At 72.7% G+C, this 22,303-nt stretch carries 20 protein-coding genes and 1 pseudogene; 13 read left to right on the top strand and 8 right to left on the bottom strand.

Annotated features, from left to right (window positions below):
• Positions 1-334: 334 nt before the first annotated feature.
• Both ACWEN3_RS16200 and ACWEN3_RS16195 read right to left on the bottom strand, forming a co-directional pair.
• Positions 335-730, bottom strand: a complete 396-nt coding sequence (locus ACWEN3_RS16200; protein WP_452970741.1) for a ribonuclease domain-containing protein — start codon at positions 728-730, stop codon at positions 335-337.
• Between the two features lie 153 nt (positions 731-883).
• Positions 884-1,696, bottom strand: a complete 813-nt coding sequence (locus ACWEN3_RS16195) for an AIM24 family protein (protein ID WP_452970739.1) — start codon at positions 1,694-1,696, stop codon at positions 884-886.
• A gap of 103 nt (positions 1,697-1,799) precedes the next feature.
• Between ACWEN3_RS16195 and ACWEN3_RS16190 the strand changes: the two genes are divergently transcribed.
• Entirely contained in the window at positions 1,800-2,549 is a 750-nt protein-coding gene (locus ACWEN3_RS16190; RefSeq protein ID WP_452970736.1) for an SDR family oxidoreductase, read from the top strand.
• 75 nt (positions 2,550-2,624) lie between these two features.
• Here the strand turns inward: ACWEN3_RS16190 and alc are convergent, their stop codons facing one another.
• Positions 2,625-3,755 carry an allantoicase gene (alc, locus tag ACWEN3_RS16185; RefSeq protein ID WP_452970733.1) on the bottom strand — a complete coding sequence of 377 codons (1,131 nt, stop codon included), beginning with the start codon at positions 3,753-3,755 and terminating at the stop codon, positions 2,625-2,627.
• A 54-nt stretch (positions 3,756-3,809) separates the two neighbouring features.
• Positions 3,810-5,150, bottom strand: coding sequence for an allantoinase AllB (gene allB / locus ACWEN3_RS16180; protein ID WP_452970731.1), 1,341 nt, complete (start codon positions 5,148-5,150; stop codon positions 3,810-3,812).
• Positions 5,151-5,423: 273 nt separating this feature from the next.
• Between allB and ACWEN3_RS16175 the strand changes: the two genes are divergently transcribed.
• Positions 5,424-6,218 carry an IclR family transcriptional regulator gene (locus ACWEN3_RS16175; protein ID WP_452970729.1) on the top strand — a complete coding sequence of 265 codons (795 nt, stop codon included), beginning with the start codon at positions 5,424-5,426 and terminating at the stop codon, positions 6,216-6,218.
• 159 nt (positions 6,219-6,377) lie between these two features.
• Here the strand turns inward: ACWEN3_RS16175 and ACWEN3_RS16170 are convergent, their stop codons facing one another.
• Complete coding sequence (locus tag ACWEN3_RS16170; protein WP_452970726.1) at positions 6,378-6,695, bottom strand: DUF5955 family protein; 318 nt, start codon at positions 6,693-6,695, stop codon at positions 6,378-6,380.
• Between the two features lie 128 nt (positions 6,696-6,823).
• Between ACWEN3_RS16170 and ACWEN3_RS16165 the strand changes: the two genes are divergently transcribed.
• Positions 6,824-7,432 (top strand): nucleotidyltransferase family protein, encoded by a 609-nt coding sequence (locus tag ACWEN3_RS16165; protein WP_452970723.1) that lies wholly within the window; start codon positions 6,824-6,826, stop codon positions 7,430-7,432.
• 184 nt (positions 7,433-7,616) lie between these two features.
• Positions 7,617-9,242, top strand: a complete 1,626-nt coding sequence (aceB, locus tag ACWEN3_RS16160) for a malate synthase A (protein WP_452970721.1) — start codon at positions 7,617-7,619, stop codon at positions 9,240-9,242.
• Positions 9,243-9,377: 135 nt separating this feature from the next.
• Here the strand turns inward: aceB and ACWEN3_RS16155 are convergent, their stop codons facing one another.
• Complete coding sequence (locus ACWEN3_RS16155; RefSeq protein WP_452970718.1) at positions 9,378-10,292, bottom strand: HipA family kinase; 915 nt, start codon at positions 10,290-10,292, stop codon at positions 9,378-9,380.
• Between the two features lie 367 nt (positions 10,293-10,659).
• On the opposite strand from ACWEN3_RS16155, the gene ACWEN3_RS16150 reads away from it, so the two are divergent.
• Entirely contained in the window at positions 10,660-11,451 is a 792-nt protein-coding gene (locus ACWEN3_RS16150; protein ID WP_452970716.1) for a CAP domain-containing protein, read from the top strand.
• A 14-nt stretch (positions 11,452-11,465) separates the two neighbouring features.
• On the opposite strand, the gene ACWEN3_RS16145 is transcribed toward ACWEN3_RS16150, so the two are convergent.
• Positions 11,466-12,968, bottom strand: a complete 1,503-nt coding sequence (locus tag ACWEN3_RS16145; RefSeq protein ID WP_452970714.1) for an IucA/IucC family protein — start codon at positions 12,966-12,968, stop codon at positions 11,466-11,468.
• 116 nt (positions 12,969-13,084) lie between these two features.
• On the opposite strand from ACWEN3_RS16145, the gene ACWEN3_RS16140 reads away from it, so the two are divergent.
• Genes ACWEN3_RS16140 through ACWEN3_RS16130 form a run of 3 tightly spaced genes read left to right on the top strand, consistent with a single transcriptional unit; the run spans position 13,085 to position 16,683 of the window.
• Positions 13,085-14,599 carry an IucA/IucC family protein gene (locus ACWEN3_RS16140; RefSeq protein ID WP_452970712.1) on the top strand — a complete coding sequence of 505 codons (1,515 nt, stop codon included), beginning with the start codon at positions 13,085-13,087 and terminating at the stop codon, positions 14,597-14,599.
• A gap of 9 nt (positions 14,600-14,608) precedes the next feature.
• The gene (locus ACWEN3_RS16135) at positions 14,609-15,871 is read left to right on the top strand and encodes a VWA domain-containing protein (protein ID WP_452970709.1); all 1,263 of its coding nucleotides are present in this window, start codon (positions 14,609-14,611) and stop codon (positions 15,869-15,871) included.
• On the top strand, positions 15,871-16,683 hold the full coding sequence (locus ACWEN3_RS16130; protein WP_452970707.1) for a hypothetical protein: 813 nt from the start codon (positions 15,871-15,873) through the stop codon (positions 16,681-16,683). The genes ACWEN3_RS16135 and ACWEN3_RS16130 overlap by 1 nt, the downstream gene beginning before the upstream one ends.
• Positions 16,684-16,737: 54 nt before the next feature.
• Here ACWEN3_RS16130 and ACWEN3_RS16125 read toward each other — a convergent pair whose 3' ends face one another.
• On the bottom strand, positions 16,738-17,364 hold the full coding sequence (locus ACWEN3_RS16125) for a winged helix-turn-helix transcriptional regulator (RefSeq protein ID WP_452970705.1): 627 nt from the start codon (positions 17,362-17,364) through the stop codon (positions 16,738-16,740).
• Between the two features lie 81 nt (positions 17,365-17,445).
• On the opposite strand from ACWEN3_RS16125, the gene ACWEN3_RS16120 reads away from it, so the two are divergent.
• From ACWEN3_RS16120 to ACWEN3_RS16100, 5 genes and pseudogenes are all read left to right on the top strand, one after another.
• Complete coding sequence (locus ACWEN3_RS16120) at positions 17,446-18,657, top strand: pyridoxal phosphate-dependent aminotransferase (RefSeq protein ID WP_452970703.1); 1,212 nt, start codon at positions 17,446-17,448, stop codon at positions 18,655-18,657.
• 150 nt (positions 18,658-18,807) lie between these two features.
• Positions 18,808-20,619, top strand: coding sequence for a trypsin-like serine peptidase (locus tag ACWEN3_RS16115; RefSeq protein WP_452970701.1), 1,812 nt, complete (start codon positions 18,808-18,810; stop codon positions 20,617-20,619).
• 19 nt (positions 20,620-20,638) lie between these two features.
• Positions 20,639-21,196 (top strand): DUF4232 domain-containing protein, encoded by a 558-nt coding sequence (locus ACWEN3_RS16110; RefSeq protein ID WP_452970699.1) that lies wholly within the window; start codon positions 20,639-20,641, stop codon positions 21,194-21,196.
• A gap of 169 nt (positions 21,197-21,365) precedes the next feature.
• The gene (locus ACWEN3_RS16105; protein WP_452970697.1) at positions 21,366-21,962 is read left to right on the top strand and encodes a histidine phosphatase family protein; all 597 of its coding nucleotides are present in this window, start codon (positions 21,366-21,368) and stop codon (positions 21,960-21,962) included.
• Between the two features lie 103 nt (positions 21,963-22,065).
• Positions 22,066-22,303 (top strand): annotated as a pseudogene (locus ACWEN3_RS16100) (hypothetical protein); the annotation flags it as partial.

Raw genomic sequence — 22,303 nt, 5'->3', positions numbered from 1 at the left:
AGGCGTACAGCTCTCGGGTCTTCGGGCCGATGTCCAGGCCCTCCTGGTCGGCGGGGATCTTGTCCGCGTCGACCACGGTGTGCTCGGTCGGCGCCGGTGGTCTGTCGTCTCTCACGGTCGACAAATCTATGCGGGGGCCGGGTCGGTGACCGCCTCGCGCGCGTGACCGGCTACCAAAGTCGCGTCAGTGCCGACTTTCGTCCGTCCGGGGCCCGCCGGCCGAGGACGCCCGTCCCCGCAACGGCTCGCCCCGCGGTCCCTGGGTGGGGGAAGGCCGCGGGGCGAGGGTCGTGCTACCTGTGTCGCGCTGCTCTCAGGGGTCCTGCCGAACGGCTCAGCAGGAGAAGTCGACCAGGTCGAACGTGGCGTAGTGGTCGGAGGTGTAGTAGTCCTCCTGGGACCCCTCGCCGGTGACGATGCGCCGGGCGCCGCGCGTGGGAGAGCCGGGGGTGACCACCGTGTACTCGTGGTAGTAGCCGGAGGACTGGCTGGGCAGCACGCCCTCACGGTTGGTGAAGACCGTGCCGTCCTGCGAGTACGGGAAGGGGCCGCCCTGGTCGATGAGGTCCAGGGTGTCGTGGGCCTGCGAGGGCAGGTCGCCGTAGCAGATGCTGCCGACGGAGGCGTCGGAGGCGCTCGCCGTGGTGGCGGAGACGGTGCCGCCCACCAGGAGAGCGGACAGGATCGCGGCTGCGGCGCCGATGCGGGTGGCGCGTGGGGGGAATCTCATGGCCTCATGATGACGCGCGTAGACAATGACATGTCAATGACAAAGTTGAAGATTTTCCCGTCAAGTCATCTGAGTTTTCAGCGAGTTAACCTTTCTCCTCCGAACCTTCGCAGGACTCGCGTCGGACCCCGCGCGCGCCCGTGACGCACCGGTTCAGCCGACGTCCGTGGAGAACAGGCCGCCGGTCGGGCCCTGCTTGTCGCCCCCCTGGGCCTTCTTCAGGGCGTTGGCGAGGCTCTCGATGGTCAGGGACTGCAGGATCACCCGGCCGTTGCCCTCCAGGGTGGCCAGGGACAGGCCCTCGCCGCCGAAGACGGCGTTCATGATCCCCTGGCGGTTGAGGCCGCCGACGCGCTGGACGCCGTACTGGATGCCCTCCTCGAAGGCGACCACACAGCCGGTGTCGACCTCGATGCGGCCGCCGAAGTCCGCCGGGTTCAGGTCGATGAAGTTGCCCGCGCCGGCGATGACCACCGTGCCGTACCCGGTGAACTTCTCCAGGACGAAGCCCTCTCCGCCGCTCATGCCGGTGCGGCCGCCGGCGAAGGCGATGCCGAACTCCACGGTGGACTCGGCGGCGACGAAGGCGTCCTTCTCGGCGAACCAGGCGCGGGTGCCGTCGAGTTCCAGGGCGCGCATCTCGCCGGGCAGCACGCCCGCGAAGCCGACCGTGCCCTGTCCGCCCTGGGCGGTGAAGTACTGGAAGGCCAGGGACTCGCCGGCCAGCATGCGCTGGCCGACCTGCATGGCGGTGCCCATGGCCTGGCGCAGCAGGCCGCCCATGCCACCGCTCCCGCCGCCCTGCTGCTGCCCGTTGCCCGACGGCCCGGACAGCCGTGTCTCCATGGTCACGTTCGTCGTCTTGAACAGGAACTTCCCCGCCTCGCAGTACACGGTCTGGCCGGGGTTCAGGTTGACGACCGCCATCTGCATGGCGTTGCCGACGATCTCTTGCTGAAGGGTCACGAGGAGGAGAACGCGTCAGGTGTGCCGGAGAGTTCCGCGGGCGGCCGAGGTCGATGTCCGTTCGCCGCCGGTGGACGGACGGCGCGACGGCTGGGATGGAGGCATGACAGCTCATGGAACTCTGAACGGCAAAGTGGCCCTCGTCACAGGAGGAAGCCGGGGCATCGGCGCGGCGGTCGCGCTGCGGCTCGCGCGCGCGGGGGCGGATGTGGCGGTGACGTACGTGCACGGCAAGGACGCCGCCGAGGAGGTGGTGGGGGCCGTTCGGGCGCTGGGACGCGGGGCGTTGGCGCTGCGCGCGGACGCCGCGGACCCGGACGGGGCGGCGGGCGCGGTGGAGCGTACGGCGGAGGTGTTCGACGGACTCGACGTGCTGGTGAACAACGCCGGCGTGGGGCTGCTCGGCCCGCTGGAGACGCTCACCGCGAAGGACGTCGACCAGGTCCTCGCCGTGAACGTGCGCGCGGTGTTCCTCGCCTCGCAGGCGGCGGCCGCGCTCATGCCGTCCGGCGGCCGGATCGTCACGGTCGGCAGTTGCATCGCGCGGCGCGTGCCGGGGCCCGGGGGGACGCTGTACGCCACGAGCAAGGCGGCGCTGACGGGGCTGACGAAGGCGCTGGCCCGGGAGCTGGGCGGGCGCGGCATCACGGCGAACCTGGTGCATCCGGGGCCGATCGACACCGACATGAACCCGGCGGACGGTCCGCATGCCCCCGGCCAGGCTGCGATGACGGCCCTGGGCCGCTACGGCACGGCCGACGAGGTCGCCGCGGCGGTGACGTACCTGGCCGGTCCGGACGCCGGGTACGTCACGGGAGCGGAGTTCGACGTGGACGGAGGGTTCGCGGCCTGAGACGACGTCGGCCGAGGTGACACGCGGGGCGCCCGGTGCTGTCCGGCCGGGCGCCCCGCGCGCGTGCGGGGTGGGTCAGCCGCCCAGTTCCTGGTGGCGGGCGGCCAGCCGGGCCGCGCCGTCCTCGGTCGGGGAGCCGAACAGGCGCAGGCGGGAGATGCCGCCGTCGGGGAAGATGTCGACACGCGCGTGCGTGCCGACGGCCGGGGCCGCCAGGATGAAGCGGTGGTTGGTGTCGGGCTGGAGCCGGGTGCGCGGCAGGATCTCGGTCCAGTCGCCGGACTCGCCGTCCCGCACCGAGACCGACGCCCACCCGGCGCTGTTGCCCTTCAGGTACGCCGTGTCGATCTCGACGGCGCGGATCCGGGACTGGGCGACGAGCCGGTAGCGGATCCAGTCGTTGCCCTGGTCGCGGCGGCGCCGGGTCTCCCAGCCGTCGTCCATCTTGCGGGAGCGGCCCGGCTGGATGGTGTTGGTGGCCGGGGAGTAGAAGAGGTCGGAGGCGTCCTCGACCCGGCCGCCGTTCTCCAGGGCGACCACGTCGAAGGTGCCGAGCGTCGCCAGCCACTCGGGGTCCGGGACGACCTCGCCGTACACGCGCAGGCGGGCGATGCCGCCGTCGGGGTGCTGGTTGACGCGCAGATGCGTGAAGCGCTGTTCGACGCCGACCTCGAAGCCGTTCGCCGCGTGGCCGCCGACGGGCGTGCGTGGGACCAGGGTCGTCCACTTCACGTCGTCGCCGAGGAGTTCCTCGGGGGACGGCGAGCCCGGTACGGACGTGCCCTCGACCGAGACCGCCTGCGGGTAGTTGCCGCGGAAGTGGGCGGTGTCGACGACGATGCCGCGGATCACCCCGGGCGCGCCGAGGCGGACCAGCGCCCAGTCGTGGTCGTCGGCCGTCGGCCAGGGGTGCCCGGCGGAGGCGCCGCGCCGGCGGCGGGTCTCCCAACCGTCCATGATCTTGCCCTTGTGCCCGAAGTGCTCGGGGTCGAACTCGGCGCGCCCGGGCACCAGCAGGTTCTCGCGCTGGGCGAAGAACTCGTCGTTGGCGGCGACGACACCGGCGCCGAGCTGCCGGTCGGCGAGGTTGGCGTACTGGGTGAAGGGGAAGTCGGCGGTGCGGTAGTCCGCGTACGGGTCGCCGCCTCCGTAGGGGTTCGCGTCGCCGGTGAAGCGGGCCGGGGAAGTTGGGTGCAGCGCCGTCACGGTGATCAGGGGTTCCTTTCCGGAGTCGGCCAGGTGCGGGGGCGGGGGGGTGACTCACTGGGGGCGGCGGAGCAGCGTGCCCTTCGGCTCGGTGAACTCGCCGTCCGCGACGATGCGTTCGCCGCGCAGCCAGGTGGACTTGACGACGCCGTACAGGGTCTTGCCGGCGTACGCGGTGACCCGGTTGCGGTGCTGGAGGCCGGCCGGATCGACGGTGAAGGTCTCGTCGGGCGCGAGGACCGCGAAGTCGGCGTCGCGGCCGGGGGCGATGGCGCCCTTGTGCGCGTCCAGGCCGGCCAGGGCGGCGGTCCGCGTGGACATCCAGCGCACGACGTCCGCCAGGCCGTGGCCGCGCCTGCGGGCCTCGGTCCAGACGGCGGACAGGCTGAGCTGGAGGCCGGAGATGCCACCCCAGGCGGTGGCGAAGTCGTCGGTCTTGAGGTCGACCGTGGAGGGCGAGTGGTCGGTGACGACGCAGTCGACGGTGCCGTCGGCCAGCGCCTCCCAGAGCAGGTCCTGGTTGGCGGCCTCGCGGATGGGCGGGCAGCACTTGAACTCGCTCGCGCCGTCCGGGACCTCCTCGGCGGTGAGGGTGAGGTAGTGCGGGCAGGTCTCCACGGTGATGTGGACGCCCTCGGCGCGGGCGGCGCGGATCAGCGGCAGCGCGTCGCTGGAGGACAGGTGCAGGACGTGCACGCGCGCGCCGAGGCGGCGGGCCTGCGCGATCAGTCCGGCGATGGCCGTGTCCTCGGCGTCGCGCGGGCGGGAGGCGAGGAAGTCCGCGTACCGGGGGCCGCCGTGCTGCGGGGCTGCGGCCAGGTGGTGCGGGTCCTCGGCGTGCACGATGAGCAGGCCGTCGAAGCCGGCGATCTCCGCCATGGAGCGGGCGAGCTGCTCCTGGTCGAGGTGCGGGAACTCGTCCACGCCGGACGGGGACAGGAAGGCCTTGAAGCCGAAGACGCCGGCGTCGTGCAGGGGACGCAGGTCCTTGACGTTGTCGGGCAGGGCGCCGCCCCAGAAGCCGACGTCGATGTGCGCCTTGTCCCGGGCCACGTCCTGCTTGACCCGCAGGTGGTCGACGGTGGTGGTGGGCGGCAGGGAGTTGAGCGGCATGTCGATCAGGGTGGTGATGCCGCCGGCCGCCGCCGCGCGCGTGGCGGTCCAGAAGCCCTCCCAGTCGGTGCGACCCGGGTCGTTCACATGGACATGAGTGTCGACCAGGCCGGGCAGCAGCACGTGGTCGCCGACGTCCTCCAGGCGTGCCGTGGCCGGGACCTCGGCGTCGTACGGCAGTACGGCCGTGATCTTTCCGGCGGTCACGGTGACCGTGGCGGCCCGCGTCCCCTCCGGAGTGATGACGCGCGTCGAGCGCAGCACCAGTTCAGCGTCGGACACCCGAACCCCTCTCTGTACCGCCGTTTTACGCCCAGGAAACGGGATTTACAGCCACGTAACGGATTTCAACGTTCTGTTGAAGGAGTCTTCACTCCCCCTTCCCCGCCGTCAAGAGGCACACTTCTGAACAGGGGTCGGCGGGCGTCCACTCTGGACGTTTCCACAACGTGGAATTAGAATTCCAGCAGGCAGAACGTAGCTACGTACAAGCGGGGAGTCAACCGGCCGCCGGGTAGGCTTCAGCCCTCCCGTCAGCCCCGAAAGGAACGCGCCGTGCCGACGTCCAGCGCCAGCACCACCGACTCCGCCAAGTCCAACGGAGGCGGGGTCCAGTCCCTCGAGCGCGCCTTCGACCTGCTCGAGCGGATGGCGGACGCGGGCGGCGAGGTCGGCCTGAGCGAGCTGTCCGCGAGCAGCGGGCTGCCGCTGCCGACCATCCACCGGCTGATGCGCACGCTGGTCGCCTGCGGGTACGTACGCCAGCAGCCCAACCGGCGGTACGCGCTCGGGCCCCGGCTCATCCGGCTCGGCGAGTCGGCGTCCCGGCTGCTCGGCACCTGGGCGCGGCCTTATCTGGCCCGGCTGGTGGAGGAGACCGGCGAGACGGCGAACATGGCGCTGCTGGACGGCGACGAGATCGTGTACGTGGCGCAGGTGCCGTCGAAGCACTCGATGCGGATGTTCACCGAGGTCGGCCGGCGGGTGCTGCCGCACTCGACCGGCGTGGGCAAGGCGCTGCTGGCGAGCGTGCCGGACGACGAGGTGCGGGCGCTGCTGGCCCGTACGGGGATGCCGGCCGCCACGGAGAAGACGATCACCACACCCGAGGGCTTTCTCGCGGCGCTGGCGGACGTGCGCCAGGCGGGGTACGCGGTCGACGACAACGAGCAGGAGATAGGGGTCCGGTGCCTCGCGGTGTCCGTGCCCGAGTCTCCGACGGCCGCGGCGATCTCCATCTCCGGACCGGCCGGGCGGGTCACGGAAGCGGCCACCGACAAGATCGTGCCGGTGCTCCAGCAGGTCGCCCTGGAACTGTCCCAGGCGCTGGCGAGCTCGGGCACCGCGTAGAAGCCGACGCCGGCCGAGCGTCGACGCCTTTCGCACACCATCCAGTGCCCATCGGGGTCAGCCCCGCCGAGGCCGTCGGCGGCCCCGCGCGCCCTGACGCAGGCACCCTCACCCCCGCCGAGGCGGTCGGTGCCCCCGCGTGCCCTGAAGCTGGCGCCCTCACCCCCGCCGAGGCGGTTCCCCGAACAGGTCCACCGCCTCGCGGACCCCGGTCAGGCCCCGGGCCAGTGCGCTGACCGAGCCGATCGCGCCCGCGATCAGTAACAGGGACCTGCGCAGGCGCGGGATCTCGGGCGCGCCGCCGGAGGCCATCGCGGCCAGGGCGGCCAGTTCGTCCTCGGCTATGACGCGGTCGGGGAACTCCGCCGGATGCGCGGCGAGTTCGCGACGGAGCCGGGACACCGCGGTCCGCAGTTCCGTCACCCTCGGGTCCTCGTCACTGACGGTCACTGGCCTTTGTCCCACGCTCCGCAACACAGCCCTCCCCAGGCACGGCGTCGTGCGCGGGTCAGTAAACGCCACCCCGTCCGGGAGCGCCACAGCGCGGACCGAAATTCAGCCCGGGGAGAGCGGCCGCCCGGGCCGCCGTCAGGTATGCAGGACTCATGACGGAGAACCAGGACCACACCGAGGACATGGCCGGGCTGCTGCTCGCCGCCGGGGGCGGCAGACGCCTCGGGGGGCGCCCCAAGGCACTGCTGCGGCACCGGGGGCGCCCCCTGGTGGAACACGCGGCCGGAGTGCTGCGCGCGGCGGGGTGCGGCCGGATCCACGTCGTGCTGGGCGCGCGGGCGGACGAGGTCCGCGAGCGCGCCGAGCTGGCCGGCTGCGTACTCGTCGACAACCCCGGCTGGGCCGAGGGCATGGGGTCCTCCCTGCGGGCCGGACTCGCCTCATTGGCCGGCACGGGGGCACGCGCGGCGCTGGTCTCGCTCGTCGACCAGCCCGGCATCGGGCCGAAAGCGGTGGCCCGGGTTCTCGCCGCGTACGAGGACGAGCACTCCCTGGTCTCGGCCGCGTACGACGGTGTGCGCGGGCACCCCGTGCTGCTCGGCGCGGCCCACTGGCCGGGCGTCGCGGCGGCCGCCACCGGTGACCGCGGGGCCCGCGCCTACCTGAAGGCGCACGAAGACGGGATCCGGCTCGTGGAGTGCGCGGACGTGGCCGAGACGTACGACATCGACACCGAGGCCGATCTGAGCCACCTTGAGTGAACGGGGTGGCACCGAGCGCCACCTTGCCTCGACCCAGAGAATCTCGACATCAACAAACCATTGAAGTTCCACGATGAGGAAACTACTATCCACTGCTCAGAAGCGCCTGACCGCACAGCGGGCGCTGTCCGTCCCATTCGTGCCGCTAGGCACTAAGTGCCACCGCTGAAGGAAGTGACAGCTCATGTCCGCACCAGCGCCGTCCCCGCTGGCCATCGTCGACGCCGAGCCCCTGCCCCGGCAGGAGGAGGTACTCACGGACGCGGCGCTCGCCTTCGTGGCGGAGCTGCACCGGCGGTTCACCCCGCGCCGTGACGAACTCCTGGCCCGCCGGGCCGAGCGCCGCGCCGAGATCGCCCGCACCTCCACGCTCGACTTCCTCCCGGAGACGGCCGCCGTCCGCGCGGACGACTCCTGGCGGGTCGCTCCGGCCCCGGCCGCGCTGAACGACCGGCGCGTCGAGATCACCGGCCCCACCGACCGCAAGATGACCATCAACGCGCTCAACTCGGGCGCGAAGGTCTGGCTCGCCGACTTCGAGGACGCCTCCGCGCCCACCTGGGAGAACGTCGTCCTCGGCCAGGCCAACCTGATCGACGCCTACACCCGCAGCATCGACTTCACCGATCCGGCGTCCGGCAAGTCGTACGCGCTGCGGCCGGACGAGGAGCTGGCGACCGTCGTCATGCGCCCGCGCGGCTGGCACCTGGACGAGCGGCACCTCGCCGACACCGACGGCCGTGCCGTGCCCGGCGCCCTCGTCGACTTCGGCCTGTACTTCTTCCACAACGCCCAGCGGCTGCTGGACCTCGGCAAGGGCCCGTACTTCTACCTGCCCAAGACCGAGTCGTACCTCGAGGCGCGGCTGTGGAACGACGTGTTCGTGTTCGCGCAGGACTACGTCGGCGTCCCGCAGGGCACCGTCCGCGCCACCGTCCTGATCGAGACCATCACGGCCGCGTACGAGATGGAGGAGATCCTCTACGAACTGCGCGACCACGCCGCCGGGTTGAACGCCGGCCGCTGGGACTACCTGTTCTCCATCGTCAAGAACTTCCGTGACGGCGGAGCCCGGTTCGTCCTGCCGGACCGCAACGCGGTGACGATGACGGCGCCGTTCATGCGGGCGTACACCGAACTCCTCGTCCGCACCTGCCACAAGCGCGGCGCGCACGCGATCGGCGGCATGGCGGCCTTCATCCCCTCGCGCCGGGACGCGGAGGTCAACAAGGTCGCCTTCGAGAAGGTCCGTGCCGACAAGGACCGTGAGGCGAACGACGGTTTCGACGGCTCCTGGGTCGCCCACCCCGACCTGGTGCCGATCGCCATGGAGTCCTTCGACCGGGTCCTCGGCGACAAGCCGAACCAGAAGGACCGGCTGCGCGAGGACGTGCACGTCGAGGCCGCCGACCTCATCGCGATCGACTCGCTCGACGCGAAGCCGACGTACGCGGGTCTCGTCAACGCCGTCAAGGTCGGCATCCGTTACATCGAGGCCTGGCTGCGCGGGCTCGGCGCGGTCGCCATCTTCAACCTGATGGAGGACGCGGCCACCGCCGAGATCTCCCGCTCGCAGATCTGGCAGTGGATCAACGCGGGCGTCGAGTTCGAGAACGGCGACAGGGCCACGCCCGAGCTGGCCCGCAAGGTCGCCGCCGAGGAACTGGACGCCATCCGCAAGGAGATCGGCGAGGAGGCCTTCGCGGCCGGGCACTGGCACGAGGCGCACGACCTGCTGCTGCGGGTCGCCCTCGACGAGGACTACGCCGACTTCCTCACCCTGCCCGCCTACGAGCAGCTCAAGGGCTGACCCACAGGAGACAGGCTCGTCCGAGGGGCCCCGGGACCCTCCCGGGGCCCTCGGACGCGTCCGGCCCGCTTCGGGCCGCGCGAGGGTGCCTCCGGCGCCGGGTGCGGTACTCGATCCCGACGCGCCCGATGTCGGTCATCCGAGGTGCACCGACCAGTCCTGTTCCGCGGCCGGCTTGCCGTGCAGGTCGGGGACCCGTTTCAGCCAGTCCGGGCGGCCCGCCCGGTTCCTGCGCGCGCGGGCGGCCTCCTCGGCCGCGAGCTGCTCGCGGCTCGGGAAGTCCGTGGGCAGCCACTCGGACGACAGCCGCAGGCGCGCGAGGAGATAGCCGACGTACGCGTCCCGGACGTCGTCGGGCGTCGCGAACCCGGCGTCCTCGGCCAGCCAGGCGTCGGGCACCTCGGCGACGATCCCGCGCAGCAGTTCCTCGGTCACACGGGGGGCGAGTTCGGCGTCGGCGGCCCGGACGTCGGGGCCGTAGTGGCCGAGGGCGTGGTGCCGGAAGTCGTACCTCCTGCCCGGGGTCGTGGTGTCCCAGCGGTGGTGGAAGACGAGCGCGGCGCCGTGGTCGATGAGCCACAGACGCGGCGGCGCGGTGCCGAGCGTGGGCCACACCATGAGGTTGGAGCTGTGGACCGTGCGGTCGACGTTGGCCGTCAGCGCGTCCAGCCAGACGATGCGGCCCGCCTCCTGCGGGTCCACCGGGAAGGCCCTGGCGATCTCCGGGGTGAGGTCGCGGGCGCCCGGCAGATAGTCCATGCCGAGGTTCACCCCGGCGCTCGCGCTGTGCAGGTCGCGCACCTCCTGGTGCGGCTCGGCGGCGGCGATCGCGGGGTCGAAGTGGACCAGGACCAGCTCCGGGAAGCGCAGGCCGAGCGCGCGGGCGAGCTCGCCGACGATCACCTCCGCGACCAGCGCCTTGTGCCCCTGCGCGGAACCGGTGAACTTCACGACGTACGTGCCCAGGTCGTCCGCCTCCACGACTCCGGGCACGGAGCCCCCGGAGCGCAGCGGGGTCACGTATCGAACAGCAGTCACGTCGCGCAGCACACCGGCCAGCCTAGAACAGGTGGGCCGGGTGACATCCCTCACAGGGAAGTCGGCCACTAGGCATGCCGGATAGTAGGAACAGCTCCGGCGACATATGGGATTTGTCCGTCTTGCCATGGTGGCGGGCCCCTCTTCGATCGGGGGTCCGGCTCCCGCTCGGAGGCCTCCCGTATTCGTCGCCGTCGGCGTCCTCCTGACAGTGCGCCAGGAGCGAGCAAAGATCACGAATGCGAAGTCGGCAGTTCTCGGCTCGCGTGACAAGGGCCGTCCGCGCCTACGAAGCGGTGTAGTAGAAAGCCGCCTTTGCGTTCCGTGTGAAGCCGTCCCGAGAATGAGTGCCCGGCGATCACCGAGTGAGGTTGAACGAATGGGCAAGCACCGCAAGACCCAGTACTACCGGCGAATAGTCATCGCCACCGTCGCCATCGGCGCCGTGGGCGTGCCCTCCGCCGCGCTGGCCTGTTCCCAGTGGCCGAACGGCACCGCGGGCCAGGCCGACGTAGCCGCCACCGCCACTCCCACTCCGCAGTGGCACCACGCACTCCGGCATCACCACCGCAACGGCCACCACCACCACGCCGGCGCACCGGCCGGCACGTCGCTGGCCGCCGCGGCGCCCACGGCCCCGGCCGCCGCTCCCCCGAGCCCCGCGCAGCAGAGCCCGACGCACCAGCCCACGGCGGCGGCCGCCCCGAGCACCCCCCAGGCCACCGCTGCCCCGGCCGGCACGCCCAAGGCCGCTCCGGCCGCGCCGAGCGCCCCGAAGGCCACCGCCACGGCGTCCGGGGTCACCGCGCAGATCCTGCAGCTCGTCAACGCCGAGCGCGCCAAGGCGGGTTGCCAGGATCTGACCCTGAACTCGACGCTGACCAAGGCCGCGCAGGCCCACAGCGCGGACATGGCGGCCCACCAGAACATGTCGCACACCGGCTCCGACGGGTCGTCCCCGGGCGACCGCATCACGGCCGCCGGCTACAACTGGAGCAGCTACGGCGAGAACGTGGCCTACGGCTACTCCACGGCGGACCAGGTCATGGCGGGCTGGATGTCCAGTCCCGGCCACCGGGCCAACATCCTCAACTGCTCCTTCAAGGAGATCGGCGTCGGTCTCGCGCAGCCGGGCAGCTACTGGACCCAGGACTTCGGCACGGTCCGCTAGGGCCCGTCGTCCGATCAGCGGCCCGCCAGCGGGTTCGGCAGGGGCAGGTAGCGGGCGTCCGCGCCGTCCGCGCCTGTCCAGCGCAGCAGCAGGTTGGTCTTGCCGGGCAGGGTGGGCGAGGCCAGCAGGGCGGGGATCTCGGGCAGACCGTGGCGGGCGAGTTCGCGGCGCGCGGCGGGCCACGGGTCGAGGCCGGGACGGTGCTCGACGAGGGCGCCCGCGATCTCCGTGAGGTGGTTGACGACCAGGCAGTACACCAGCCGCTCCCAGCCCGCCGCGCGCGTCACGTCCGGCAGCAGCTTGGCGCCCTCGGCGTCCCGGAACAGCGCCTGCACGGGCGTACCGGCCGCGTCGACGGCGACGAGGGTGTTCTGCAGGTGCGCCTCCAGGACGACCCCGTGCTCGTCGAACGCGGCGAGGGCGGGCGGGACGACCTGCCGCAGATACGCCTCCCACCAGGCCGCCGGGTCCGCCGCGGCGGCCAGCGGGCTGCCGTCGAAGCCTTCGGCCAGGCCCGCGGCGAGCAGCGGGGTGGCGTCCGGCAGCAGATGGCCGCGCAGCCCGTCCCGGACCAGGACGGCCAGTTCCTCGAAGGCGAAGGACGCGGTGCGGTATCCGCGGTCGCTCAGCCAGCCCGCGGACGGGCCGAGCGCCGCGAGGGCGTGCCCGGCCGCGGTGTCGGTGCGGCGCAGCCGCAGCAGGTCGTGCCGCCACAGCCGGCGGATGTCGTTGGTGATGCGGACGTCCAGGCTGAACTTCAGGAACAGGTCGCGCCGGGGCTCGTACACGGTCCGGATCGCCGCCGTCGGCCAGGTGTCGAAGGCGGTGGTGCCGAGCCGGAGCAGGCGGCCGTCGGCGAAGGCCGGCGCGAGGTCGCCGGCGACCAGATCGAGCTGCCAGGGGTGGGCTGGCAGCAGCCGGTAGCCGGCCGGGGCGGTGCCGAGGGCGTCCAGGGCGCCGGTGTCGCCCTCCTCGGTCACCTGGTCCTCGCGGACGCCGAGCAGCACCAGCGGGAAGTGGGCATGGGCCTCGGGGGCGTACGGCAGCCAGGACGCGACCGGGCCGCCGCCGCGCGCCTTGGGGGCGGGGTGGTAGGGGTGGCCGATGAGCAGGGACTGCTCGGAGCGCAGGTAGGGGTCCTCGGGCGCCGTTGCCCCGGCACGGGCGGTGAGCAGGGCGGCGACCGCGTCCCGGCTGTCGATCATCTCCTCGGGCAGATCGCCGCCCGGCAGCCCGGTGTGCCGGCGCAGTTCCTCGGCGACCAGTTTGACCAGTTCCGGGTGGGCGACCCGGTGCCAGACCCCGGCCACGCACACCTCGGGGTCGGCGGGGCGCCGCCCGGGGCGCACACGCAGCAGCCGCCCGGTGCCGGGCAGCCGGTGGACCGGCCGCTGCCCGGGGTCCGGGACCGGCTCGGCCACCTCCCGGAGCAGGCAGTTGAGGAGGGGGGCGGCCGCGTAGGCGTCGGCGCGGCGGCCGGCGTCGTCTGCGGGAGGCTTGAGGTCCACGCGATCCATTCGTTCTTCGTCGGGGGCCCGAATCGTTCTTCGCCCGGGGGCCCGGACATGCTCAGTATGTCTTCTGTCGTCCCCGACCATCGTGCCGCGTGCTGCCCGCAACCGAGGAGCCGAACGTGTCCCACTCCCCCACCGCCGAGACCGAGGTCGCCGAGGAACTGGCCGTCGTACGGCCCGGTCTGCTGCCCCGGTACGCGGCGGAGCTGCCCGGTGCCCGGGCGGCCGTGCTGACCCGGCTGTGGCGGGCGCTCGCGCACGAGCCGCTGCCGTGGCTCACCGGCCGGGTGCGCGGGAGGCACGGCCTGGCCCTGCGGCTGGCCGACGGGCGGACGCTGCACGGGCCGCACGCGGATCCGTACGCCACGAGCGCGTACGTCACCGGTGTCCGCCTCGACCGCGAGCGCCACGACGATCCGGCCCGGCTGATGGACGCCCTCGCGGTGCCGCACGCGTCCGCCTTCGCGGCCGAGCTGGCGCACAGCGTGGCCTCGGTGGCGCTGTCGCGGGCCGACGCGGATCACTCCAAGGAGTGGCCGGCCGAAGACTGGGAGTGGGAGCAGCGGGTGGTGGACGGGCACCCGTTCCACCCGGGCTGCCGGTCCCGTCCCGGTTTCTCGGTGGCGGACCAGCTGGCGTACGGCCCGGAGCACCGGCCGGTGGTGCGGCTCGGCACGGTGCCGGCGCCGGCCGCCGAGTGCCTGGTGACCGGGGAGTGGCCGGAGGAACTACGGGACGGCGACCGGCTGTTGGTGCCGGTGCACCCCTGGCAGACGGCCCATGTGCTCAAGCGGTCGTACGACGACTGGCGCCCGGCGCACCCCCTGATGTCGCTGCGTACGCTGGCCCTGCCCGGCGGCCCGCATGTGAAGACCGCGCTGAGCGCCCGGCTGACGTCCTCCGTGCGGGACATCTCCACGTACTCGGTCGGGGCCGCGGCGACGCTGTCCTCCTTCGCCGCGGAACTGGCGGGCCGCACGGACGGCCTGCTGGACGTCACCCGCACCCTGGGCGCGGTCACCTCCCACTCGCCCGATCTGGCCGCGCTGCTGCGGGAGTCGCCCGAGCAGTACGCGGGCCCCGGCGAACGAATCATGCCGGTGGCCGCGTTGGCCACCACCGCGCTGCCGGACTCCCCCGCCTGGCTGGCCGAGTTCACCCGCCTCGCGCTCACGGTGGGCCTGCGCCTGCTCGATCTCGGCGTGGCCCTGGAGGCGCACGGCCAGAACCTGCTGGTGGTCCTGTCGGCCGACGGCACCCCCCGGCGTCTGGTCTACCGCGATCTGGCCGACGTCCGGATCAGCCCCGCCCGCCTGGTCCGGCACGGCATCACCCCTCCCGCCCTCACCGGCCGGCTGATCAACGACGACGAAACCACCCTGCGCCGCAAGCTGTTCGGCTCCCTGGTGGCCGGCGCCCTGGCCGGCACGGCCGGTTCCGGCCCGGCCCTCGGGGCGGCCCTGGCGGCCGCCGTGCCGGATCTTCCGGACACCCCCGACCTCACGGCCCTGCGTGAAGGGCCGGTGCCCGTCAAGGCGTTGACGCTCATGCGGATGTCCCCGCGGATCCCGGGCGACCAGTGGACGGCGCTGCCCAACCCGCTCGTTTTGGAGCCCGACCCGGTTGATCAATAGGATCCGCCGATGATCAGAAGACAACGGCTGGCGGCGGGAGTGTGCGCTCTGCTCGCCGCCCTGACGGCCGGGCTCGCGTTCCCCACCTCGGCGGTCGCCGACGAGACGGAGCAGGCCGCTCCGAAGGTCGAACTGGTGCTGGACGTCAGCGGTTCCATGCGGACCGCGGACATCGACGGCGGCACCCGGATGGCCGCGGCGAAGCAGGCGTTCAACGATGTACTCGACGCGACTCCGCAGGAGGTGAAGCTCGGCATCCGCACGCTCGGCGCCAACTACCGCGGCAACGACCGCAAGGAGGGCTGCAAGGACACCGCACAGCTCTACCCGGTCGGCCCGCTCAACCGGACCGACGCCAAGACGGCGGTGGCCACGCTGCAGCCGACCGGCTGGACGCCGATCGGGCCCGCGCTGCTGAAGGCGGCGGACGATCTCAGCGGCGGCGACGGCACCCGCCGGATCGTCCTGATCAGCGACGGCGAGGACACCTGCCAGCCGCTCGACCCGTGCGAGGTGGCCCGGGAGATAGCCGCCAAGGGCATCGGCCTGACCATCGACACCCTCGGTCTGGTGCCGGACGCCAAGACCCGCGACCAGCTCAGCTGCATCGCGGACGCGACCGGCGGCACCTACACCGACGTGCGGCACAAGGAGGAACTGTCGAGCCGCGTCGGCCAGTTGGTCGACCGTGCGGCCGATCCGGTGGTGACGCCGGTGGCCACCGAGGGCGCGGCGCAGTGCGAGACGGCGCCGACGCTCAGGTCCGGCCTCTTCACGGACCGCGAGGAGTTCGGGCAGCAGCGCTGGTACAAGGTGGACGTCGACCCGGGCAAGGAGCTGCGGGCCTCGGTGAGCGTGGCGGACGACCGGGCGGTCAACCCCGACTACGGCGTGCTGCTGCGGGCGGTGACCCTGCACGGGCGGGAGATCGTGCGCGGCGAGGCAGCCGGCACCGGCCGTACCGACGTCGTCTCCACCGGTCTGCGCTACCCGAAGCCGTCGAGCGACGACGACAACGCGCCCGCGGAGACGGTGTGTCTGCAGGTCACCGACTCCTTCTCCGCGACGGCGGGCGTGAAGACCACGCCGGGTCTGCCGCTGGAGCTGACCGTCGACGTGGTGGACGGGCCGAGCACGGCGCACGACGTGGCCGCCTTCGGTCTCGGGCGCGGCTGGTGGCTGCTGGGCGCGCTGGTGCCGGCCGGTTTCGTGGCGGGTCTGCTGTGGGGCTGGCTGTCGCGCTGGCGGGTCGCGGTCTGGAGGACGAACTGATGCGGATCACACGTGTGCTGGGCGCCGCGCTGCTGGCGCTGGGGCTGGCCGCCGGGCCGGCCGTCGCCGACTCCTCGCCGTCCCCGAGCGCCTCGGGCGACGGCTCCGCGGACGGCAAGGCGCCGACCCGGGCGGGCACCTCCTTCCGTACGGCGACCGAGCTGGAGCAGGATCAGCAGGGCACCGCGTCCGGCTCCACCGGTGACTACCTGTACTGGTCGTTCCCGGCGGACACGGGACAGCGGCCGACCGTCAACGCGACCGTGAAGCTCCCCCCGACGCACGGGGCGGAGACCTGGCAGCTCGACGTGTACGACGGGCTGCGGCGCCGGCAGGCCTGCCAGTACGGAGCGGCGACCCGCACCGCCGCGCAGGACGCCTCCTCGGTGGAGCTGGCCTTTGTGCTGCGCACCGTGCGCGGCTGGTCCGAGCCGTGGGCCGACGACCCGCTGCCGGGCACGTACTACATCCGGCTGACCGTCGTGGACCTCGCCGCCTCCGACCTCGGTCAGCCGGTGAGCGCCGAGGTGCGCGCCGACTCCAAGGACATCGGCGGCGCGGCGGCGGTGGACGGCTCGCTGGGCAAGCCGCTGGTTCCCGGGATCGCCGTCAAGTCCGAGGCCGACAAGGGCGGTTCGAAGACGGCCGTGCTGTCCAGCTTCGGCTCGCACGACGGCTGGTCGTCGGGCTGGTGGTCCGATCGCTGGGTGTGGACGGCGATCGGCGGCCTGCTGGCCGCGCTGGCCGGTATCGGCGGCTACGCGCTGACGCGGGGGTCGGGGCGGCCGTCCCGAGTACCGTCGAACGTGTGACGCGTCGCAGTGGAAGGCCCGCCTCGGCGGGCCTTCTCTCTTGCGGCGGAGCCTTCAGAGGTCCCGCAGGGACTTGGCCAGTGTGCCGTCTCCGGTCACCGTGAGCCGGCCGTCCCGTACCGCCTCCGGCAGGCTCGTCTCACCCCGGGCGACGGCCTCGCAGGTCGTCGCGTCCATCACCAGGCGCGCGTCGGGCTCGGCGGGTGCCGGGCCGTCGCCGTACACCGGGCCGTCCTGCGAACCGGCCCTCAGGTGGAACTCGCCCTCTTCGAGGCGTACTTCGACCAGCCCCTCGCCCTCCAGCGCCCGCAGGAGGGGCAGCGCGAACCAGTGGGCCCGCACGGCGTCGGTCGGCCGCCGCTCCCCCAGCTCGGCCTCGCCCCATGCCCCGAGCGCCTGCAGCACGGGCAGCAGCGCGCGCCCGCGGTACGTGAGTTCGTACACGAACGCGGCCCCCGGCGGAGGCAGCCGCCGTCGCGTGGCGAGCCCGTCGCGCTCCATGTCCTTCAGCCGGGAGGCGAGTACGTCCGTGCTCACGCCGGGCAGGTCCGCGTGCAGGTCCGTGTAGCGGCGGGGACCGCCGAGCAGCTCCCGGACGATCAGCAGGGTCCAGCGGTCGCCGACGAGGTCGAGGGCGCGGGCTGCGGAGCAGTACTGGTCGTAGCTTCGGCGAGGTGGCATGCGACGCAGTCTAGACGTGTTGTTGGACTTTCCAAGCTGTCACTTGGTAAAACCAAGCAACACGAGTTTCCGGAGGGGCGCATGGAGTTCCGGCAGTCGAACAAGCTCAGCGAGGTCTGTTACGAGATCCGCGGCCCGGTGATCGAGCACGCCAACGCGCTGGAGGAGGCGGGGCACAGCGTGCTGCGCCTGAACACCGGCAACCCCGCGGCCTTCGGCTTCGAAGCGCCGGAGGAGATCCTCCAGGACATGATCCGGATGCTGCCGCAGGCGCACGGCTACACCGACTCGCGCGGCATCCTCTCCGCCCGCCGCGCGGTCGCCCAGCGCTACCAGAACCTTGGCCTGGAGGTCGGCGTCGACGACGTCTTCCTCGGCAACGGCGTCTCGGAGCTGGTCTCCATGGCCGTGACGGCCCTGGTCGAGGACGGCGACGAAATCCTCGTCCCCGCCCCGGACTTCCCGCTCTGGACGGCCGCCACCACCCTCGCGGGCGGCAAGGCGGTCCACTACCTGTGCGACGAACAGGCCGACTGGAACCCGGACCTGGCCGACATGGCGGCGAAGATCACGGATCGCACCAAGGCCGTGGTCATCATCAACCCGAACAACCCGACGGGCGCGGTCTATCCGAAGGAGGTCGTCGAGGGCATCCTCGACCTGGCCCGCCGGCACGGCCTGATGGTGTTCGCCGACGAGATCTACGACCAGATCCTGTACGACGACGCCGTCCACCACTCGGCCGCCGCCCTCGCCCCCGACCTGGTGGTCCTCACCTTCTGCGGCCTGTCCAAGACCTACCGGGTGGCGGGCTTCCGCTCCGGCTGGCTGGTCGTCACCGGCCCCCGGCAGCACGCGAGGAACTACCTGGAGGGCCTGACCATGCTGGCCTCCATGCGCCTGTGCGCCAACGCGCCCGCCCAGTACGCCATCCAGGCGGCGCTCGGCGGCCGCCAGTCCATCCGCGAACTCACCGTGCCCGGCGGGCGGTTGTACGAGCAGCGCAACGTGGCCTGGGAGAAGCTCAACGAGATCCCGGGCGTGTCCTGCGTGAAGCCCAAGGGCGCCCTGTACGCGTTCGCGCGCCTCGACCCGAAGGTGCACAGGATCCAGGACGACGAGCGGTTCGTCCTGGACCTCCTGCTGCGCGAGAAGATCCAGGTGGTCCAGGGCACCGGCTTCAACTGGCCCGCCCCCGACCACTTCCGCATCCTCACGCTGCCGCACGCGGACGACCTGGAAGCGGCGATCGGGCGGATCGGTCGGTTTCTCGGCGGGTACCGGCAGCATTAGCACGACACGTGCCGTTCGTGCGAAGATCACCTCACATGATCCGGGGGGACCGTCACCAAGTCCGTGGCCTTTGGCCGTCGGTGGACGCCTGACCAGCGTCGCGCCGCTGTTCTCCCCGGGAGTTCCGTCGGAGCAGGGGGAGCAGCACCGTTGTCGTACCCAATACGCTGGACGTCCGTCGCCGTCGCCATGATGTGCGGGGCGGCGGTCGGACTCGCGGCGCCGGCCGCGCAAGCGAAGTCGCCGTCGCCGCCGGACCCGTCCGCTGGGCGGGAAGCCCGGCAGGCGGCCCGCTTCTGGACCGCGCAACGCATGGCGCAGGCCCGGCCGCTGGACGCGGTGCGGGGGGCGCCGGACGGGCCGGGTCACTCGCTCGCGGCGGCCGGCAGACCGCAGGGCACCCTGTTCGGCGGAAGCCGGCTGATCGGCACGTTCTTCGGCTCCGACGGGCCGGGCGGCACCACCTGGCACTGCACCGGCAGCGTGATCGACACCCAGGTGCGCAACGTCGTCCTCACCGCGGCCCACTGCGCCCTGAGCATGAAGGGCGACTACGTCTTCGTCCCGAAGTTCGCGAAGGGCGCCGCACCCGACGGGCAGCCGTACGGGATCTTCCACATCCAGCACGTCTTCGTCGACCCCCGGTACGTGCCGGACAAGGGGTCGTCGACCACCAAGAAGCCCTGGTCCGACCTGGACACCGCGTTCGCCCGGGTCTCGCCGAACCAGCAGGGCCAGACCCTGCAGGACGCCGTCGGCGGCGGGCTGACCTTCACCCGGCCCTCCGGCTACGCCCAGAAGAACGTCACCGTGGTCGGCTACCCGTCGTACCGGCACAACGGCGCCGGGAGCGCCGTGAAGTGCACGGTGCCGACGAGTCAACTGCCCGGCTACCGGCAGATGTCGATGACCTGCGGCGGCTACTGGGGCGGGGTGTCCGGCAGCCCCTGGATCACCGACTACAAGGACGACGCGGGCACCGGCCATGTCATAGGCAACCTGGGCGGCTACAACGGCGGCGGCAACGACGCGGACGTCGACTACATCAGCTACGCCCCGGCGTTCGGCGCCGACGCCCAGAACCTGCTCGCCGACGCGGTGGCCGGCCAGGACCCGCCCGCCGACCTGCCGCAGTACCAGGGCCTGGCGGATGTCCTGCCGGGAGGCCCGGGCAGATGGCGCAAGGCGACGCTGATGGCCGCGGGCGACTACACCGGCGACGGTCTCGACGACCTGCTCGTCGTCTGGTCCGACGGCGGGGTCACCCTGCATCCCGGTGACGGCAAGGGCGGGTTCACGGCCGAGAAGCGGCTGTCGAAGCCCAACACCACCTGGACCCACGCCCGCTCCGTCACCGGCGGGAACTTCACCGGCGACGCCCGCTCCGACCTCCTGGTGCGCTGGTCCGACGGCGAGGTCACCCTGTACCCGGACGTCGGCACCGGCGGCCTTGGCAGGGAGGTCCAGCTGGAGAAGCCCGCCTCCGTCTGGAAGAACGCCGTACAGCTCACCGCCGGGCAGTTCCACGGCGCCCAGGGGGCCACCGACCTGCTGGTCCGCTGGGCCGACGGGAAGCTGACCCTGTACACCGGCGTCGGTCCCCGCCCCCTCGGCAGCGGCAAGCAGCTCCTGGCGGCGAACGGCACCTGGACCAAGACGGCGCTGCTGACCGGCGGGAACTTCAGCGGCAAGGACGGCTCGGACCTGCTCGTGCGCTGGGCGGACGGCTCGCTCGACAGCTACGCGGGCACCTCGGCCGCGGGGCCCGGCACCAGGACCCGCGTGCTCGGCCCGAACGGCACCTGGCAGCACGCCCAGGTGATGGCGACCGGCGACTTCACCGCCGACCACCACGGCAACGACCTGGTCGTCCGCTGGTCCGACGGCGAGACCACGCTGTACGCCGACACCGCCACCACGACTCTCGGCACCGAGAACACGCTGGTCAACCCCGGCAACTGACCCGTTCGAAGGGGGAACCATGCGAACGACGACCCGGCTGACCGGCCCACTCGCCCTGCTCACGGCCGCCCTGGCGCTGACGGCCTGCGGCACGACCACCCGCACCACGCCCCACACGTCCCACACGTCCGGCGCGTCCGCGCCGCCCTGCCGTACCACCTCACTGACGTGGTCCCTCGTCCTGCTCGGCGGGGGCGCGGACGGCGGCGCACGGCCCGACGCCCGGCTGACCGCCGTCAACAAGGGCCCGGGAGCCTGTGTGTTCGACGGCTACCCGGGCGTGGAGATCCACAACGGCAAGGCGGACAGCATCGAGGGCGCCGGACACGGCCACCCGGCCTCCCTCGCCCTGCCCGGTAAGGCCGCGGCGACCGTGGACCTGCGCTACACGCCCGGCGGCACGAAGGGCGCGGGCACCTGGTGCGTGCGACAGAACGAGGCGGTGGTCTCGGCACCGCACGACTCCACCCGCACCACCGTCCCCGTGACGGACGCGCACCACAGGCCCACGGCCATCGACGCCTGCGGGGACACCATCGCCATGGAGCCGCCACGACGCACCCCCACCGGTTCCTGACGGCCCGTCCAGGGCCCGGGGCGGGGAGCGCCCGACCCGCATGATGAGCGGAGCTGTGCGTTCCGCTCCTGGGGCGCAGGAGAAAGGGGCCGGTTCCGGGCGAGTCCGGGCTGCGGGGCCCGGGGAGGCTGTGTCACCGTGCTGGCAGGCGAGTGGGAAGGGCGCTGGCATGGGTGACCTCTTTCTCGTCCGGCACGGTGAGACCGAGTGGTCGCGGTCCGGACGGCACACCGGCTGGACCGACGTACCCCTCACCGAGCACGGCCGGGAGGAGGCCCGCGGGCTGGTGCCGCTGATCCGCTCGCACCGGATCGGGGCCGCGTTCGTCAGCCCGCTGCAGCGGGCCCGGGAGACCGCCGAGCTGATCGGGATCCACGACGCCCGGGTGGACGCCGACCTGCGCGAGTGGGACTACGGCGGGTACGAGGGCGTGACCACCGTGGAGATCCAGCGGAGCCGGCCCGGCTGGTTCCTGTTCACCGACGGGGTCGCGCCCGGGCCGCCGGAGCATCCGGGCGAGACCCCGGAGCAGGTCGGGGAGCGCGCCGACCGGATGCTGGCCAAGGTCGACGCCGCCCTCGCCAACACCGAGGGGGTCGTCGTGCTGGTCGCCCACGGGCACTTCCTGCGCGTCCTGACCGCCCGCCGCCTGGGCCTGCCCCCGCGGCACGGCGCGCTGTTCCAGTTGGCGACGGGGACCCTGTGCCGCCTCGGCACCGAGCACGGGCGGCCGGTGATCGCCGGGTGGAACATCCGGCCCCGCTGAGCGCCCCGGCGGTCCCGGCCCGTTGTCAGAGCCCGGTCGTACGCTGCACATGAACCGCCCGTACGGCGGCCGCGTGACCGCAGGACACCGGAAGGAGCGCGCCGTGACCCGACCGCCGACCGCCGCCCAGCGGCGGATGATCGACGCCGCCGACCCGGTCACCGGCCGGCTGCGGGGCACGGACGCCCAGCTCGCCGCCCTGGTCAAGCACGGCCTCGCCTTCCGGCACCCGCGGCCGCCGCACGACCACTTCCTCACCCCGGCCCGACTCCACCTTGCCGATGGCGGCGAGGAGTTGCCAGGGCAGGTTGCAGCCGGGCTTGGAGCTCGGCAGCATCTAC

Source organism: Streptomyces sp. NPDC004561, from assembly GCF_053602155.1.
Note: the sequence above shows the minus strand (reverse complement) of the source record. Positions and strands in the feature narration are given on the sequence as shown.

Excerpts from the sequence above, each read along its gene's own strand:
- ACWEN3_RS16200 (WP_452970741.1), bottom strand. The coding sequence starts at position 730 with ATGAGATTCCCCCCACGCGCCACCCGCATCGGCGCCGCAGCCGCGATC.
- ACWEN3_RS16190 (WP_452970736.1), top strand. The coding sequence starts at position 1,800 with ATGACAGCTCATGGAACTCTGAACGGCAAAGTGGCCCTCGTCACAGGA.
- ACWEN3_RS16165 (WP_452970723.1), top strand. The coding sequence starts at position 6,824 with ATGACGGAGAACCAGGACCACACCGAGGACATGGCCGGGCTGCTGCTC.
- aceB (WP_452970721.1), top strand. The coding sequence starts at position 7,617 with ATGTCCGCACCAGCGCCGTCCCCGCTGGCCATCGTCGACGCCGAGCCC.
- ACWEN3_RS16150 (WP_452970716.1), top strand. The coding sequence starts at position 10,660 with ATGGGCAAGCACCGCAAGACCCAGTACTACCGGCGAATAGTCATCGCC.
- ACWEN3_RS16145 (WP_452970714.1), bottom strand. The coding sequence starts at position 12,968 with ATGGATCGCGTGGACCTCAAGCCTCCCGCAGACGACGCCGGCCGCCGC.
- ACWEN3_RS16135 (WP_452970709.1), top strand. The coding sequence starts at position 14,609 with ATGATCAGAAGACAACGGCTGGCGGCGGGAGTGTGCGCTCTGCTCGCC.
- ACWEN3_RS16130 (WP_452970707.1), top strand. The coding sequence starts at position 15,871 with ATGCGGATCACACGTGTGCTGGGCGCCGCGCTGCTGGCGCTGGGGCTG.
- ACWEN3_RS16125 (WP_452970705.1), bottom strand. The coding sequence starts at position 17,364 with ATGCCACCTCGCCGAAGCTACGACCAGTACTGCTCCGCAGCCCGCGCC.
- ACWEN3_RS16120 (WP_452970703.1), top strand. The coding sequence starts at position 17,446 with ATGGAGTTCCGGCAGTCGAACAAGCTCAGCGAGGTCTGTTACGAGATC.
- ACWEN3_RS16110 (WP_452970699.1), top strand. The coding sequence starts at position 20,639 with ATGCGAACGACGACCCGGCTGACCGGCCCACTCGCCCTGCTCACGGCC.
- ACWEN3_RS16105 (WP_452970697.1), top strand. The coding sequence starts at position 21,366 with ATGGGTGACCTCTTTCTCGTCCGGCACGGTGAGACCGAGTGGTCGCGG.